General features: G+C 57.4%; 15 protein-coding genes and 1 tRNA gene. 10 read left to right on the top strand and 6 right to left on the bottom strand.

Features of this window, described 5'->3' with window-relative positions:
• The 3 genes from MTC_RS01675 to MTC_RS01665 all read right to left on the bottom strand — a co-directional run bounded on the left by MTC_RS01675 (position 1) and on the right by MTC_RS01665 (position 1,401).
• Complete coding sequence (locus tag MTC_RS01675; protein ID WP_014404941.1) at positions 1–285, bottom strand: chorismate mutase; 285 nt, start codon at positions 283–285, stop codon at positions 1–3.
• A gap of 8 nt (positions 286–293) precedes the next feature.
• Positions 294–1,136, bottom strand: coding sequence for a shikimate kinase (locus tag MTC_RS01670; protein ID WP_014404940.1), 843 nt, complete (start codon positions 1,134–1,136; stop codon positions 294–296).
• Positions 1,137–1,329: 193 nt separating this feature from the next.
• Positions 1,330–1,401: transfer RNA gene (locus MTC_RS01665), tRNA-Gly, on the bottom strand.
• Positions 1,402–1,466: 65 nt separating this feature from the next.
• Here MTC_RS01665 and MTC_RS01660 point away from each other — a divergent pair.
• Together MTC_RS01660 and MTC_RS01655 are read left to right on the top strand one after the other, a co-directional pair.
• Positions 1,467–2,222 carry a 4Fe-4S binding protein gene (locus MTC_RS01660; protein WP_014404939.1) on the top strand — a complete coding sequence of 252 codons (756 nt, stop codon included), beginning with the start codon at positions 1,467–1,469 and terminating at the stop codon, positions 2,220–2,222.
• Between the two features lie 586 nt (positions 2,223–2,808).
• A complete protein-coding gene (locus MTC_RS01655) occupies positions 2,809–3,348 on the top strand; it encodes a MogA/MoaB family molybdenum cofactor biosynthesis protein (protein WP_048188842.1) in 540 nt (179 codons plus the stop codon).
• On the opposite strand, the gene MTC_RS01650 is transcribed toward MTC_RS01655, so the two are convergent.
• Positions 3,335–4,429, bottom strand: coding sequence for a M20 family metallopeptidase (locus tag MTC_RS01650; protein ID WP_237705941.1), 1,095 nt, complete (start codon positions 4,427–4,429; stop codon positions 3,335–3,337). The genes MTC_RS01655 and MTC_RS01650 overlap by 14 nt on opposite strands.
• Positions 4,430–4,632: 203 nt before the next feature.
• On the opposite strand from MTC_RS01650, the gene MTC_RS01645 reads away from it, so the two are divergent.
• The 8 genes from MTC_RS01645 (at position 4,633) to MTC_RS01610 (ending at position 11,920) form a co-directional block, all read left to right on the top strand.
• A complete protein-coding gene (locus MTC_RS01645; protein WP_014404936.1) occupies positions 4,633–5,298 on the top strand; it encodes a DUF4013 domain-containing protein in 666 nt (221 codons plus the stop codon).
• Positions 5,299–5,937: a precorrin-2 dehydrogenase/sirohydrochlorin ferrochelatase family protein gene (locus MTC_RS01640; RefSeq protein WP_014404935.1), complete on the top strand. Its 639-nt coding sequence runs from the start codon at positions 5,299–5,301 to the stop codon at positions 5,935–5,937.
• 100 nt (positions 5,938–6,037) lie between these two features.
• Positions 6,038–7,288, top strand: a complete 1,251-nt coding sequence (gene hemA / locus MTC_RS01635; RefSeq protein ID WP_014404934.1) for a glutamyl-tRNA reductase — start codon at positions 6,038–6,040, stop codon at positions 7,286–7,288.
• On the top strand, positions 7,263–8,231 hold the full coding sequence (gene hemB, locus MTC_RS01630; RefSeq protein WP_014404933.1) for a porphobilinogen synthase: 969 nt from the start codon (positions 7,263–7,265) through the stop codon (positions 8,229–8,231). Before hemA ends, hemB begins: the two co-directional genes overlap by 26 nt.
• A gap of 11 nt (positions 8,232–8,242) precedes the next feature.
• Entirely contained in the window at positions 8,243–9,517 is a 1,275-nt protein-coding gene (gene hemL, locus MTC_RS01625) for a glutamate-1-semialdehyde 2,1-aminomutase (protein WP_014404932.1), read from the top strand.
• The gene (gene hemC, locus MTC_RS01620; protein WP_014404931.1) at positions 9,514–10,428 is read left to right on the top strand and encodes a hydroxymethylbilane synthase; all 915 of its coding nucleotides are present in this window, start codon (positions 9,514–9,516) and stop codon (positions 10,426–10,428) included. The genes hemL and hemC overlap by 4 nt, the downstream gene beginning before the upstream one ends.
• Entirely contained in the window at positions 10,425–11,165 is a 741-nt protein-coding gene (gene cobA / locus MTC_RS01615; RefSeq protein ID WP_014404930.1) for a uroporphyrinogen-III C-methyltransferase, read from the top strand. Before hemC ends, cobA begins: the two co-directional genes overlap by 4 nt.
• The gene (locus MTC_RS01610) at positions 11,162–11,920 is read left to right on the top strand and encodes a uroporphyrinogen-III synthase (RefSeq protein ID WP_014404929.1); all 759 of its coding nucleotides are present in this window, start codon (positions 11,162–11,164) and stop codon (positions 11,918–11,920) included. The genes cobA and MTC_RS01610 overlap by 4 nt, the downstream gene beginning before the upstream one ends.
• On the opposite strand, the gene MTC_RS13765 is transcribed toward MTC_RS01610, so the two are convergent.
• Both MTC_RS13765 and MTC_RS01600 read right to left on the bottom strand, forming a co-directional pair.
• On the bottom strand, positions 11,917–12,015 hold the full coding sequence (locus MTC_RS13765) for a rubredoxin-like domain-containing protein (protein ID WP_048189483.1): 99 nt from the start codon (positions 12,013–12,015) through the stop codon (positions 11,917–11,919). The two genes, MTC_RS01610 and MTC_RS13765, sit on opposite strands and share 4 nt — an antisense overlap.
• Positions 12,016–12,020: 5 nt before the next feature.
• Complete coding sequence (locus tag MTC_RS01600; RefSeq protein ID WP_143767029.1) at positions 12,021–13,211, bottom strand: FprA family A-type flavoprotein; 1,191 nt, start codon at positions 13,209–13,211, stop codon at positions 12,021–12,023.
• Positions 13,212–13,262: the final 51 nt, after the last annotated feature.

Here is a 13,262-nt window from a genome sequence, read left to right as displayed (position 1 = left end):
TCAGGGCAGCTTGCCCTCGCCCGATAGCTCGTGCTGCCTGCTGATGCTCATGTCGATGATGGCCTGGAATATGTCCTTGACGGCAGCCACATCCAGGTTAAGCTCAAGGGCCTTCTCCATGGCACGCTTAAGCACCAGCTCGTTCTGGCGGTCATCGTTTATGGCTAAACCCTGCCTCTTTTTCTCCTCAAGGATGAGGCCCACAAGGTCCATGCGCCTGGCGAGCAATCGTAATATCTCCAGGTCAACCTTCCTAACTTCATCGCGGATTTCCTCGATCGACATGCAGACCCTCACTTCAGCGTATAAGCCCCGGCATTGTTCGTCACGGTGACAAAGACCCTGCCAGGGTATGATGACCATATCGCTTTCAGCTTATCTATTTTTTCGCCCTCGACGAGCGCCGTATAGGATGGCCCTGTGCCCGACAGGCTCACGCCCTCCACGCCTATTTCAAGGGCGGCAAGCATGGGCTCAGGGCTGAACCCCAGGGCAGCGGTGTATAAAAAGCCGTTCAGGGTCATGGCCTTTTTATAGTCCCCTGCCATAGCCAGCCCGAAAGCCATCTCGACCCACGGGGCAATTGCACGGGACCGCTGCACGTTAGTATCCCTCGATAGCGCCCTCTTATCTGGGGCATAAACGACCACTGTCGACTCTATCGGCTCTCGCTTGAGAAGCACGTTATTCCTATTATCGGTGACAACGACGCCCCCTAGCATTGAGGCGCAAGCGTCGTCGAAAGCGCCCGTTATCGAGACGCCGGTATCAAGGGCCGCCCTGACGCCCAATCTTATCATTTCCAGGGGGTCCATGTCCTTCCCGATAGCCCTTAGCGTGGCCAGCACCGTCGCGTTTGCCGCGGCGCTGGACGACTTAAGGCCGCTCGCCTGCGGTACCTGGCTCTTTGTCCGAATGCGTGCCCCGGATTCGACCCCGAACCTCTCCAATACGAGCTCGCACGCCCTTTCTATGAGCCTGGCATCGCCTCCCCCCTCTATCTCGCCCTCTATGCGGTCGCCCTTAATGTCCACCTCGGCCTCTGTCCTGAGGTCGATGCCGAATGCGCTTCCCCTATAGGTCGCGATGGCGTTAATTACAGTGCCAGCCCCAAAAGCTATGCCGTGGCCTCTCATGCTAGGCTCCTTGCGTGCTATATGATAGCATGCATCATATATATGCTTTTCATCTGCTATATAAAACATTGTTGAATATAAGCTATATGTTGTGGCTGGATTGATGGTTGGCGATGGGATAACAATGGTCGGACAGAAAGTTCTTTTAATGATAAACGCTTAAGCAAAAACAATTGGCAAAAAAGGGAACAAATGCACCGACCGGGATTCGAACCCGGGTATTCAGCTTGGAAGGCTGATATCATAGCCGCTAGACCATCGGTGCCCTTCGGCGGAGTCTACTTACATCTACAAAGTATTAATATTTTCGGACGCTCAAACATTACCTTCATGCCAAACGCCAGCATGGTAAAAGAGGAGATAATGGCGATCTCCGCAAAATATGGCGTCGAAGTTGTAGGATGGCTAAAGCTTGGCGACGACACCGTCATACCGCCCGACGAGATGGGCTTGCTAGAAGGGGTCAAATGGGCCGATGGGGAGGTCGACATTTCAAGCATAAAAAACCCCCTTGATATTCTGCCATCCGCCCGAGCCATGATAATACTCGGAAAAAGGCTAATGGATGACAAGGAGGATATATACTACAGGGTTTCAGATAGCTACACAGCCTCGGTTGAGATGATGCTGCTCGACATCGCCTCACTAAAAGCCATAGAATGCCTTAAAAGGCATGGCTTCCAGGGCGAAGAGTACACGTCGTATTACATGAAGGCATGGGCCGTCCTGGCGGGCCTCGGCTGGATAGGCAAGTCGATGATGTTCGTGTCAAAGGTGCACGGCCCAAGGCTGAGGCTCAAGGGCGTCCTGACCGACGCGGACGTGGGCGAGACGTGCGAGGTATTAAGCGACGACAGATGCGGCGAGTGCGAGGAGTGCATGAAAGCGTGCCCGGTAGGCGCCATATCAGAAGAAGACGTGGACCGTAAAAAGTGCGGCTCGTGTGGCCTGAACCATTTTAAAATAAAAGAAGGGGCATACGCCTATTGTACGGCCTGCACGGCTTGCTGTCCGGTCGGCAAAAAACACCCCGCCAAACAGGGGCACGAAGCGCAACCAGTATCGAGGCAACGAATAACGACGTAAGCGAAGGGAGTTTCGGCGAATACGCGGCTTTAGGGTAAAAAACCGCTTGTTCTATAGCTCCAGGCGTGATATTACGCCATTCATGCCTGAAAGCTTGATTACCCTAAAGCGAAAAGATGCAATTGTAACATGTAATAGCGCATGGCTTACGAGCATATGCGGCTACATGCTACCCAAAGAGAAGGCGTATACAGGAGAGATGGAGAAGTAAGGCCAGTCAATCCTCACCTGCTAACCACTGCTCCATCCAAAATCCGATACCCCACCTCAACACCCACCTCAACACCCACCTCAATTCCTACCGCCACCGGACGAGAGGCTCGCGAGGATGACGGGGATAGTCTCACTTATCCTCCATCGGTACCGTCAAGTACCCCCTTTGTCCTGTTTTGCGAGTCCCGGCCGCGTGGCGGTGAGGAATAATTATTGTCTTGATGTGGTGCCAAACCATCCATTCTTAAATGAACCCCTTTAATCTTTAGAAATGGAAGATACGATGTTTAACCATCCACGTTATGCTAGACCAAAAATGTACCGGAAATAATTATAGTGATGGGGCCATATTTTTATTGGCGAAGGTGAAATCGTGGAGAAGGCTTCACATGAGATGCATAAGGAAAAATCGAAGGGCCAGTCGTATAAGTGTGCCGTCCTCACGGTGAGCACGTCACGCTACTCGAAGTATGGAGAGTCCTCCTCCCCGGAGGATTGCGAGGACGAGTCTGGCAGGATTATTATTGAGTTGCTCGGGGCGGCGGGCCATAAGACCGTTTACAGGCTTTTGCCTGATGATCGTTTGATAATAGAGCGGTGCGTCATGGACGTGCTCATGGACGCTGACGCCGCCATCGTGTGCGGGGGCACCGGGCTGACGGCGAGCGACGTGACCATCGAGGCGGTCACGCCCATGCTCCAGAAGACAATACCGGGGTTCGGGGAGCTTTTTCGCATAAAGAGCTATGAGGAGATCGGCACGGCGAGCATGCTGTCCCGCGCCATGGCGGGCGTCATCGAGGACCGTGCCGTGTTTTGCATCCCAGGCTCTCCTAACGCCGCAAGGCTGGCCGTGTCAGAGCTCATCGTGCCCGAGCTGGGGCACGTTATAACGCACATCAGGAAGGGCTAGACAGGGCCATTTTAATGATATTTTCATATACGCCCGTGGCAAGCCTCATCTGCCCTATCTCAATATACTCGTCCACTCCGTGGGCCTGTTCGATGTGCCCAGGCCCCAGTATGGCCGTCGGTATGCCTTTCTCATGGAACGTCCACATGTCGCATCCTGCGGGGAACCCGACCGGGGCGTGGGGAAGGCCATGCCTCGCCAGGGCTTCTTTGGTCAGCTTAACTACGCCCTCATCCTCGCTGGTGCTCGTGGACGGGTAGGAGCATAGCAATTTAATATCCATAGCTGCTCCGGCCTTTTTACCCATCTTTTCCACTTCATGGACAAGCCCGTCGTATGCGTCTTCCACCGTCTCTCCCAGGATGAGCCGCCTATCCAGGTAGATCAAACATTTCTCGGGCATGACGTTGATGCGCTCCCCTCCCCTGATCATGGTCACCTCTAGGGTAGGCCTGCCAAGCAACGGGTCCTCCGCGCCCAGCGCCTCGTCGCGATACTTCATGAGGCCTTTTATGGCATCGCATGCGATGGAAATGGCGTTGACGCCCGGCATGGACGAGTGGGACGCCCGGCCGCGTATCGTGAGCGCCACCCGTAGCGCCCCCTTATGAGCGGTTGCCAGGCGCAGGCCGGTCGGCTCGAGCACGATACACATGTCTGGCCTATACTTTTCCACGAGCTTTCTGGCGCCCAGCGACCTGCCCCTCTCCTCCTCCACCACGGCGGCGAGCGCAACGGACCCTTTACCATTTTTAAGCCCTTTTTTCGCCCTCAGCATGGCCTCCATCGCCGCCGCCAGGGACCCCTTAGCATCGGCGGCCCCCCGGCCATAGATACGGCCATCCCTCACACAAGCTTCGAAGGGCGGCGTGTGCCACAGCGACTCATCAAGCGCAGGTATAACATCCATATGGGTACAAAGCATAAGCCTCAGCGGTCCCTCCCCTAGCCTCCCCACCACGTTATACCTGTCAGAATCGACGTGCTGCAGCTCCACATAAAGCCCCAAATCCCCAAAAGCATCCTCCAGGTAGCCCTTCATGAGCCCTTCCTGGCCGGTAACCGAAGGTATCGCGATCAAATCCCCGATATACCTTTCAGCCGGCGTGCAAAAAACGGGCATCAACAAGACGATTAACCCTGATTCTATGTATGGCTAACGCTTCGAGAAAGCAAGACGAGAAACGTTAGCCTTTTATTCACCAAAAATGCCCAGTTAGAAGTGATGCAGCGAAGGCTCTCCCACCAAAACTATTTTTGCGATTAAGGATAGCATGTAATATAATGCCCAGGAATGACGACCTACTGGAAACCTTTATAGGCTCGCTAAAGTACGCCTCGTCCAGCATCTCCGCCCTCCTCATCGGCGGCATCGTATTCTTTTTGGCGATGTTCCTGGTTGGCCTCCCCTTCTTCCTGGGGTATATCACGAAGTGCATGAGGGAGGCCATAGATGGAAATGGGGTACTGCCCGAGTGGGGCGACATAGCGGGCATGCTTCGGGATGGCGTCAGGATGCTCGTGGTGTTTATGGCCTACGCCCTAGCATACCTGGTCATAGTCTCCCTGACCACCATACCCTTATTCGTCTTCCAGAAGCTCGGCATGCCATACATGGCGTTTCTCAGCACCATCGCCCTCCTCCTCACCATGGCGGTGGTGGCGGGGGCGTTCTCAATCATCTTCTTCGCCTCATGGGTGTTGTATGCGACCAGCGGCAGCGTGAGCGCGGCCCTGAGCCCCCAAAAAATAAGGCGGCTAATCTCCCTCAACCCGGCGGGCTATCTCACTGCGCTTCTCGCCTCCCTGGCCATCATGGCCGCGGCCTCAGCCTCCGCCCTATTAGTGATAGTCATACCGTGGGTGGCCTTCACGGCGTCTACTGCCATATCCTTCATATACTCTAAGTATTACCAGTCCGCCATGAAGATGGCTGGCGGGGTGGCATGAATGGGCGAGTACCTGCCCCTTTTCATAGACTTTTCGGGTAAGAAGGTCGTGATATTCGGCGGCGGCGCCGTGGGGGAGCGTAAGGCCCGCTACTTTGCGGGCGCCGAGGTTACCGTGGTGAGCCGTGAATTCACCCAATGCCTGGAGGAGCTGGGGAGAGATGGCGTGGTAAGGCTGGACTGCCGCTCCGTAGGAAGCGATGACGTCGCCTCGCTCATCGAGGGTGCGTTCCTCGTGGTGGCTGCCACCGGCGATAAAGCCCTCAACGACGAGATCACTCGTATAGCCGTAGAGCGAGGAATCCTTGCCAACAACGCCACCGGCGATTCGCCGGCCATCGTTCCCTCCCTGGTAAAAAAGGGTGACATCATGGTGGCCATTTCAACGGGGGGGCGCAGCCCCGCAATGGCAAAATACCTGAGGAAAAGGCTAGAATTAGCGCTGGGCGACGACATAGGGCATATGCTAAGCCTACAGGAGGCTGCCAGAGATGCGCTAAAATCCATAGAAAAAGACCAGAAGCGCCGCGAGCAGATATTGTGGGAAATACTCGAAGACGCGGAGGTCTGGGAAGCGCTCCAGGAATCTGATGAAAAGGCGATGGAGACGGCGAGGAGGCACTTTCGGCCAGATAGATAAGCATGCCTGAAGCCATCCTTATGGTAAGTCTTGCGTAATCTTTATTCCCTTGGCGTGCTAATATTGTATAAAAAAATGTTACTATATCATATGGTGGGTTATGTCTTTTATAACCAGCGCGTCCATCAACCACCACAGGGCCTCCGTCGAGCGCATAGAGCAAGCCAGGTTCAAGGACGTGGAGGCGGCCCTCAAGAGGCTTCTACGGCTGGGAGCCTCCGAGGCGATGATACTCCAGACCTGCAACCGTGTAGAGCTGTATGCGGTAGCGGAGGATAAGGAAGTATTGAAAAGGTTCTGTGTGGCAGAGGGGCTTCCCCCGATGGAGCACGCCATTGGGGATGACACGCTCCTACACCTGCTCAGGCTGGCCTGCGGCCTCGACTCAATGATAATAGGCGAGGACCAGATTTTGGGCCAGCTAAAGGCGGCATACCTTTTGTCGGAGAAGAATGGCGCAATGGGCAGCGTGCTGTCCACCGCAGTCCTGAAAGCCATAGATGCTGGCAAGCGGGCGAGGATGGAGACCCGCATTAACAAGGGCTCGGTGTCGATAGGCTCCGCGGCGGTGGAGCTCGCGGAGTCTTTGCTTGGCAGCCTCCGGGATAAGTCCATCCTGGTGGTGGGGGCGGGCGAGATGGGCACCCTTGTGGCCAATGGCCTGGCCGAGAAGAACTTAAAGGGCATATACGTGGCAAACCGCACCTACGAGCAGGCGGTGAGGCTCGCCAGTAGCCTTGGAGGCACTGCGGTGAGGCTGGACGACATATGCAACTACATCGGAGTCGCAGACGTTCTGATTTGCGCCACCGCGGCGCCCCACGTCATCATCACGAAAAAGATGGTCGAGGCGTGCGTAAAGGGCAGGCGGCTGCTCATCATAGACATAACGAATCCCAGGAACGTGGAGGAGTCGGTCTCTCAGGTTCCTGGGGTCATGCTGCACAACATAGACAGCCTGAAGAGGATAAGCGAGGCCAACCTGGAGCGCAGGAGGGCGGAGGTCACGCATGTGGAGCGCATCATCGCCGAAGAGCTTGCGTACATGAAGAGGGCTTACGCTCGACAGCGGGCCGATAGCGTGATAGGCGACTTATATCTAAAGGCGGACAGCGTGAGGCTTGCCGAGCTCGAGAGAGCGGTGAGCCGCCTCTCCTCGCATGGGGGCCTGAACGACGTCCAGAAGGGAATCCTAAACGATTTCTCCCGCTCGCTTACGAGCAAGATACTGGCCGCGCCTACGAGGAAGCTGAGGATGGCGGCGGAGAACGGGGACGACGACTATATAAGGGCGGCGAGGATACTGTTCGCTTCGGAGGAAAACGATGAGCTATCCAGTAACAAGGCCTAGGCGGCTCAGGCGCAACAGGCTGCTAAGGGACCTGGTGGGAGAGGCATCGCTTGACGTGAAGGACCTTATTTACCCGATTTTCATCGATGAGGCCGCCAGCGGTCGCCGCCCCGTGGAGTCGATGCCAGGCGTCGAGCGCATACCGCTATCCATGGTGGAGGAGGAGGCGGACGCCGTAGAGGCGCTCGGAATACCCGCCGTCCTTCTCTTCGGCATACCCGCCAGGAAGGATGAGACGGGCTGCTGCGCTTACCAGGAGGGCAACGTCATCGAGAGCGCCATAAAAAAGATAAAGGCTAGGCGCCGCAATCTCCTCATAATCACGGATGTGTGCCTCTGCGAGTACACGACGCACGGCCACTGCGGGCCTATAAAGGGGGACACTGTGGACAACGACGCCACGCTCGACATCATCGCAAAGGTGGCGGTAAACTACGCCAGGGCTGGGGCGGACATCGTGGCGCCTTCGGGCATGATGGACGGCATGGTGCACGCCATAAGGAGCGAGCTGGACTTCAACGGGCTGAAGGATACGGCCATAATGTCATATGCGGCCAAGTACGCCTCGGCCATGTATGGCCCGTTCAGGGAGGCCGCGGGCTCGGGCTACACCGGGTTCGACCGGTCTTCATATCAGATGGATTCGAGGAACAGCGATGAGGCGATGCGCGAGGTGGCCCTGGACATCGAGGAGGGCGCAGATATTATAATTGTTAAGCCAGCTCTCTCATACCTTGACGTAGTCTATCGGGTTAAAAAGGAGTTCGGCGTGCCGGTCGCGGCGTACAGCGTGAGCGGAGAGTACGCCATGGTGAAGGCGGCAGCTTCACGAGGATGGCTCGACGAGAAAAAGGTCGCCCTCGAGATGCTGCTATCCATGAAGCGGGCGGGCGCCGACATGATAATAACATACTTTGCGAAGGACATAGCACAAACGTTATAGAGGGTATCGCTTTGAAGCTTGACATTTCTAAGGCGCTATTCGATGAGGCGTTAGGGCTGATGCCGGGGGGCGTGTCGAGCCCGGTGAGGGCGGTCAAGCCCTACCCGTTTTACACGAGGTCGGCTAAGGGCAGCCACATCATCGACGTGGATGGCAACGATTACATCGATTATTGCATGGGATATGGGCCGCTCATACTCGGGCATCAGCCCGCCCCTGTCAAGGAGGCCATCCAGAGGCAGCTAGACGAGGGATGGCTTTATGGCACGCCCTGCGAGCTCGAGGTAAAGTACGCCCGGAAGATAAGGGAGTACGTGCCGAGCATGCAGATGATGCGCTTCGTGAGCACGGGCGGCGAGGCCACCATGAGCGCCATACGCGTGGCGAGGGGCTACACCGGGAGGGATAAGGTCGTGAAGATGGAGGGCGGCTTCCACGGTGCGCACGACTGCGTCCTGGTGAAGGCGGGGAGCGGCGCGGCCACGATGGGCGTGCCTGACTCGGCTGGGGTGCCAGGGGACGTGGCTAAGAACACCCTTCAGGTGCCCTTTAACGATATCAAGGCGCTGGAGGCCTGCCTGGAGGCCAACAGGGATGAGGTCGCCTGCGTGATCATGGAGCCTATAATGTGTAACATGGGGCCGATCATGCCAAAGGATGGCTACTTGAAGGCAGTCAGGAACCTGACCAGGGAGTTTGGAGTCCTCTTAATATTCGATGAGGTCATCACCGGGTTCAGGGTGGGCATGTACGGGGCGCAGGGCTACTATGGCGTGGAGCCTGACATGACCACGCTGGGCAAGATCGCCGGTGGCGGCCTTCCAATAGGGATTTTTGGCGGGAGGAGGGATATCATGGAGAAGGTCGCCCCAAGTGGAGACGTTTATCAGGCGGGCACGTTCAACGGCAACCCCCTTTCATTGGCAGCAGGCATGGCAACTCTTGAGTACCTTGATAAGGCCCGCGTCCATAGGAAGCTGAACGAGGCGGGCAACGCCCTGCGCGGCGGACTTTCCGAGCTGTTTAAGAGGACGAAGCTTGGCTACTCGGTGTCTGGCACGGCCTCCATGTTCCAGGTATTCTTTGGCCCGCTGCCGGAAAACTATGAGCAGGCGCTGAAGTGCGACAGGGAGCTTTACATGAAGTTCTGGTCGCACATGCTCGAGAGCGGGGTCTTCCTGCCCCCATCCCAGTACGAGACCTGCTTCCTGTCCGCGGCGCACACGGATGAGGACTTCCAGGTCACGATACGCGCCATGATCCAGTCGCTGGGAGCCCTGAAATGAGGATAGGGACGAGGGGCAGCAGGCTTGCCATGGCGCAGGCCGATAAGGTCTGCCGCATGCTTCGGGAGCGCGGCATCGATGCGGAGCCAGTTGTCATCAAGACGTCTGGCGATATTCATACGAGCGAGCCGCTACACGTCATAAAAGGAGGTGTTGGAGCCTTCGTCAGGGAGATAGACGAGTTTCTCCTGAATGGCGAGGTGGACGCCGCCGTCCATAGCCTCAAGGACGTGCCCACGAAGAGGCCCCCCGGGCTGGCCACCGCGGCGGTGCTGAGGCGAGAGTCGGCCCTGGACGTGGCCATATCAAGAAGTGGGGAGCGGCTTTCCGAGCTAAAGGAGGGCGCCGTAGTGGGCACTTCGAGCACCCGCCGGGCCGCCCTCATCAAAAGGCACTACCCCGGCCTCGTCACTAAAAATATACGGGGCAACGTAGACACCAGGCTGAGGAAGCTCAGGGATGGCGAGTACGACGCCATCCTCCTGGCCGAAGCGGGCCTTATCAGGCTCGGCATCAGCCTGCCCGTGGAGAGGCTTGATCCATACGAGTTCGTGCCATCGGCTAACCAGGGCGTGATAGCCGTGGTGGCGAGGCCGGGCACGGCCGCGTTTGAGGCGGCCTCCGCCCTGAATGATTTCGACACGTGGCTCGAGACCAGGGTGGAGCGGCTCATCACCTCGGCCCTGGACGGCGGCTGCGTCGTGCCCATGGGGGCCTATGCGAGGCGGGCTGGGGACGATTTGGACGTGGTCTGCGAGGTGCTGTCGCTTGATGGGCGGCGGCAGGCCCGGGTCAGGGAAAGGATACCTGTAGATGGGTATGAGGCCCATGCGATGAGGCTGGCGGAGTCGCTGGCGGCGAACGGAGGAAAAGAGCTTGTAGAGGAGGCTAAGAGGGAGCTGAAAGGATGACTGAGAAGGGGAAGGTTTATCTTGTTGGGGCGGGGCCGGGCGACCCCGAGCTTCTTACCATTAAGGCGGAGAGGCTTATTAGTGAGGCTGACGTCATCCTGTACGATGCCCTTGTGGGCGAGGGCGTCAAGGGGCTATTCCCGCCTGGCGCGAGGCTCATAGACGTGGGGAAGAGGGCTGACGACCATAATTTTAGCCAGGAAGAGATCAACGAGATGCTCGTGGGCCTGGCCTCGCAGTATAAGCGCATAGTCAGGCTCAAGGGCGGGGACCCCTACGTGTTCGGGAGAGGTGGGGAGGAGGCGGAAGCGCTGGTGAAGGCGGGCATAGAGGTGGAGGTGGTGCCTGGCGTCACGTCGGCAATAGCCGTGCCCGGGCAAGCGGGCATACCCGTGACGCACAGGGGCTACTCCTCAGCCCTGACCATAATCACGGGCCACGAGGACCCGACGAAGGGCGACTCGGCGCTGAACTTCAAGGCCCTTGCGCAGATGAAAGGCACCATAGTAATATTGATGGGCGTCAGCCGTCTCAGGGAGAACGTGGAAGCCCTGCTCGCAAACGGGAAGCCAATGGATACCCCGGTCGCCATAATCGAGCGGGGCACGACGGATAGGGAAAGGATAACTTCGGGCACCCTGGGCAATATCGTGAGCATGGCTGAGCTTCGAGGCGTGAAGCCTCCGGCCATCATCGTCGTTGGAGAGGTCGTGGGGCTGAGGAGAATCCTGAAATGAGGCGCGTCGCCGTGACCAGGCCCGCCAGGTTCCTGCCCGCCGCCGCTGAGTATTTGCGCTCAAAGGGCCTGGAGGCGGTGCCGGTCCCGATGATGGAGATGGTGCCAAGGAATGATGGCGGCGTCGACGCCTTCGTCGAGCGGCTTAGCGCCTGGCAGGTGGACGTGGTCGTGCTGACCAGCCAGAATGGCCTACGCTTTCTGCTAGAGAGAGGCGATAAAAGCCTTATAGAGCTGCTCAACAAGGTAGAGGTTCTCGCAATAGGCCCTAAGACTAAAAAGGCTCTGGAGGAGCGCGGCATAAAGCCTAAAAGCATGCCCTCCACGTATTCGAGCGAAGGCATCGTCAAAGAATTCTCTTTCCCTGGAAAGCGCGTCGAGGTATTGCGCAGCGACCACGGCAACCCGGTCCTCATAAAGGGCCTTGAGGATGGCGGGGCCATCGTGACTGAAACGATACTCTACGACATCGTCCCCCTCAACGGCAAAGAGCAGGAGGGCTTTGTCCGCGAGGCGCTATCGGGGCGCATCGACGCCTTCACGTTCACGAGCGCCATGACCGCTAAAAGCCTGCTCTTAAAGGCCGAGTCCATGGGCGTATTAAACGAGCTAAAGATGGCCATAAACGCCAAAAAGGTCGCTGTCATAGGCAACCCCACGGCCGAATTTTTAAAAAACAGCGGCATCAGGGTTGACGTCGTCCCGGATAGGTTCACCTTCGAGGACATGATAGACGCGCTTGCCAGAGTGCTCTAGGGCACCCTCACGAACTCAGACTTAGGCGCCCCACACAGGGGGCACTCCTCGGGCGGCTCCTCGCCCTCGTGTATGTACCCGCATACCTTGCACATCCACTTCACTTTAAAGCCTCCTTTACTTTCCGGGCGATGCCCCGCCCGAACTCGACGCACCTCTTTTTGTCCTCATGGCTAAGCGTGGTCATGATGTGATTAAGCGAGAGAGGCTCCACCGTTTCGAGGCCGATGGCCTTTAGGCCCTCGTCGATCTCCTTTACCGCCCCGCCGGCCCAGCCGTAGGCGCCGAACGCCGCGCCAATCTTGTTCTTCGGCCTCAGGCCCTTCAGGTAGGCCATGAACTCGGCCGTGCGGTGCAGCATCATATTATTCTGGGTGGAGGAGCCTACTATGACAGCCTTCGCCTCCAGCACGTCCGTCATGATGGAGCTCAGCGTCGATACGCCCAGGTCGTATACCCTCACATCCACCCCCTCCTCCATCACGCCGAAGGCGATGAGCCTTGCCATCTCGTCCGTGAGGCCCCACATGGAGCTATACGCGATTACCGCCTCGCCCCTGGCCTTGAACTGTGACCACTCCTCATACGCCCTGATGATCCTCTCCGGGCCTTTACGCCAGATAAGGCCATGAGATGGGGCGATTATCTCAGGGGCTATGCCCAGGGAGGGCAGCTTCTTGAGGGTCTCAGAAATGATCGAGGAGAGCGGCATCAGTATGTTCGCATAGTAGGCCCTGGCATCGTACATTATGTTCGCCCTGACCTCGTCCTCGAAGCGCTGCGATGTGGCGATGTGCTGGCCGAAGGCATCGTTTGGCAGCAGCACCCTGTCCTCCTCCACGTAGGTGAACATGCTGTCCGGCCAGTGAACCATTGGCGTCTCGATGAAGCGGAGCGTCTTCTTCCCCAGTTGCAGCGTATCCCCCGTATTAACGACAACGATGGGCCACCTTTCCCCATACTTATCGACGAGCCCGGGCTTTGCCCTGGTGGAGCAGTATATTCTCGCCCCTTTTGTCCTTTCCATGACCTCTTCAATCGAGCCCGAGTGGTCCTTCTCCAGATGATTTATTATGACGTAGTCAATGCGCTCTGGCTCCACGAGCCTGGAGACGTTCATGAACATCTCCTCTGAAAACCCCTCTTTGACCGTGTCGACCAGCGCGACCTTCTCGTCCACGATGAGGTAAGCGTTGTAGCTCGTCCCCTTTGGCGTATCATAGCCGTGGAAATCCCGCATGTTCCAGTCGATGGCGCCGACCCAGTATATGCCATTCTTCACTTCTCTCATACGCATGCACCGCGAGGCGTGGCTGCCTCAAACCGATATTATTTTTATTAG

This window comes from Methanocella conradii HZ254 (assembly GCF_000251105.1).
Lineage (GTDB): Archaea > Halobacteriota > Methanocellia > Methanocellales > Methanocellaceae > Methanocella > Methanocella conradii.
This window is presented reverse-complemented; position numbering and strand designations above follow the sequence as displayed.

Excerpts from the sequence above, each read along its gene's own strand:
- MTC_RS01675 (WP_014404941.1), bottom strand. The coding sequence starts at position 285 with ATGTCGATCGAGGAAATCCGCGATGAAGTTAGGAAGGTTGACCTGGAG.
- MTC_RS01670 (WP_014404940.1), bottom strand. The coding sequence starts at position 1,136 with ATGAGAGGCCACGGCATAGCTTTTGGGGCTGGCACTGTAATTAACGCC.
- MTC_RS01660 (WP_014404939.1), top strand. The coding sequence starts at position 1,467 with ATGCCAAACGCCAGCATGGTAAAAGAGGAGATAATGGCGATCTCCGCA.
- MTC_RS01645 (WP_014404936.1), top strand. The coding sequence starts at position 4,633 with ATGCCCAGGAATGACGACCTACTGGAAACCTTTATAGGCTCGCTAAAG.
- MTC_RS01640 (WP_014404935.1), top strand. The coding sequence starts at position 5,299 with ATGGGCGAGTACCTGCCCCTTTTCATAGACTTTTCGGGTAAGAAGGTC.
- hemA (WP_014404934.1), top strand. The coding sequence starts at position 6,038 with ATGTCTTTTATAACCAGCGCGTCCATCAACCACCACAGGGCCTCCGTC.
- hemB (WP_014404933.1), top strand. The coding sequence starts at position 7,263 with ATGAGCTATCCAGTAACAAGGCCTAGGCGGCTCAGGCGCAACAGGCTG.
- hemC (WP_014404931.1), top strand. The coding sequence starts at position 9,514 with ATGAGGATAGGGACGAGGGGCAGCAGGCTTGCCATGGCGCAGGCCGAT.
- cobA (WP_014404930.1), top strand. The coding sequence starts at position 10,425 with ATGACTGAGAAGGGGAAGGTTTATCTTGTTGGGGCGGGGCCGGGCGAC.
- MTC_RS01610 (WP_014404929.1), top strand. The coding sequence starts at position 11,162 with ATGAGGCGCGTCGCCGTGACCAGGCCCGCCAGGTTCCTGCCCGCCGCC.
- MTC_RS13765 (WP_048189483.1), bottom strand. The coding sequence starts at position 12,015 with ATGTGCAAGGTATGCGGGTACATACACGAGGGCGAGGAGCCGCCCGAG.
- MTC_RS01600 (WP_143767029.1), bottom strand. The coding sequence starts at position 13,211 with ATGAGAGAAGTGAAGAATGGCATATACTGGGTCGGCGCCATCGACTGG.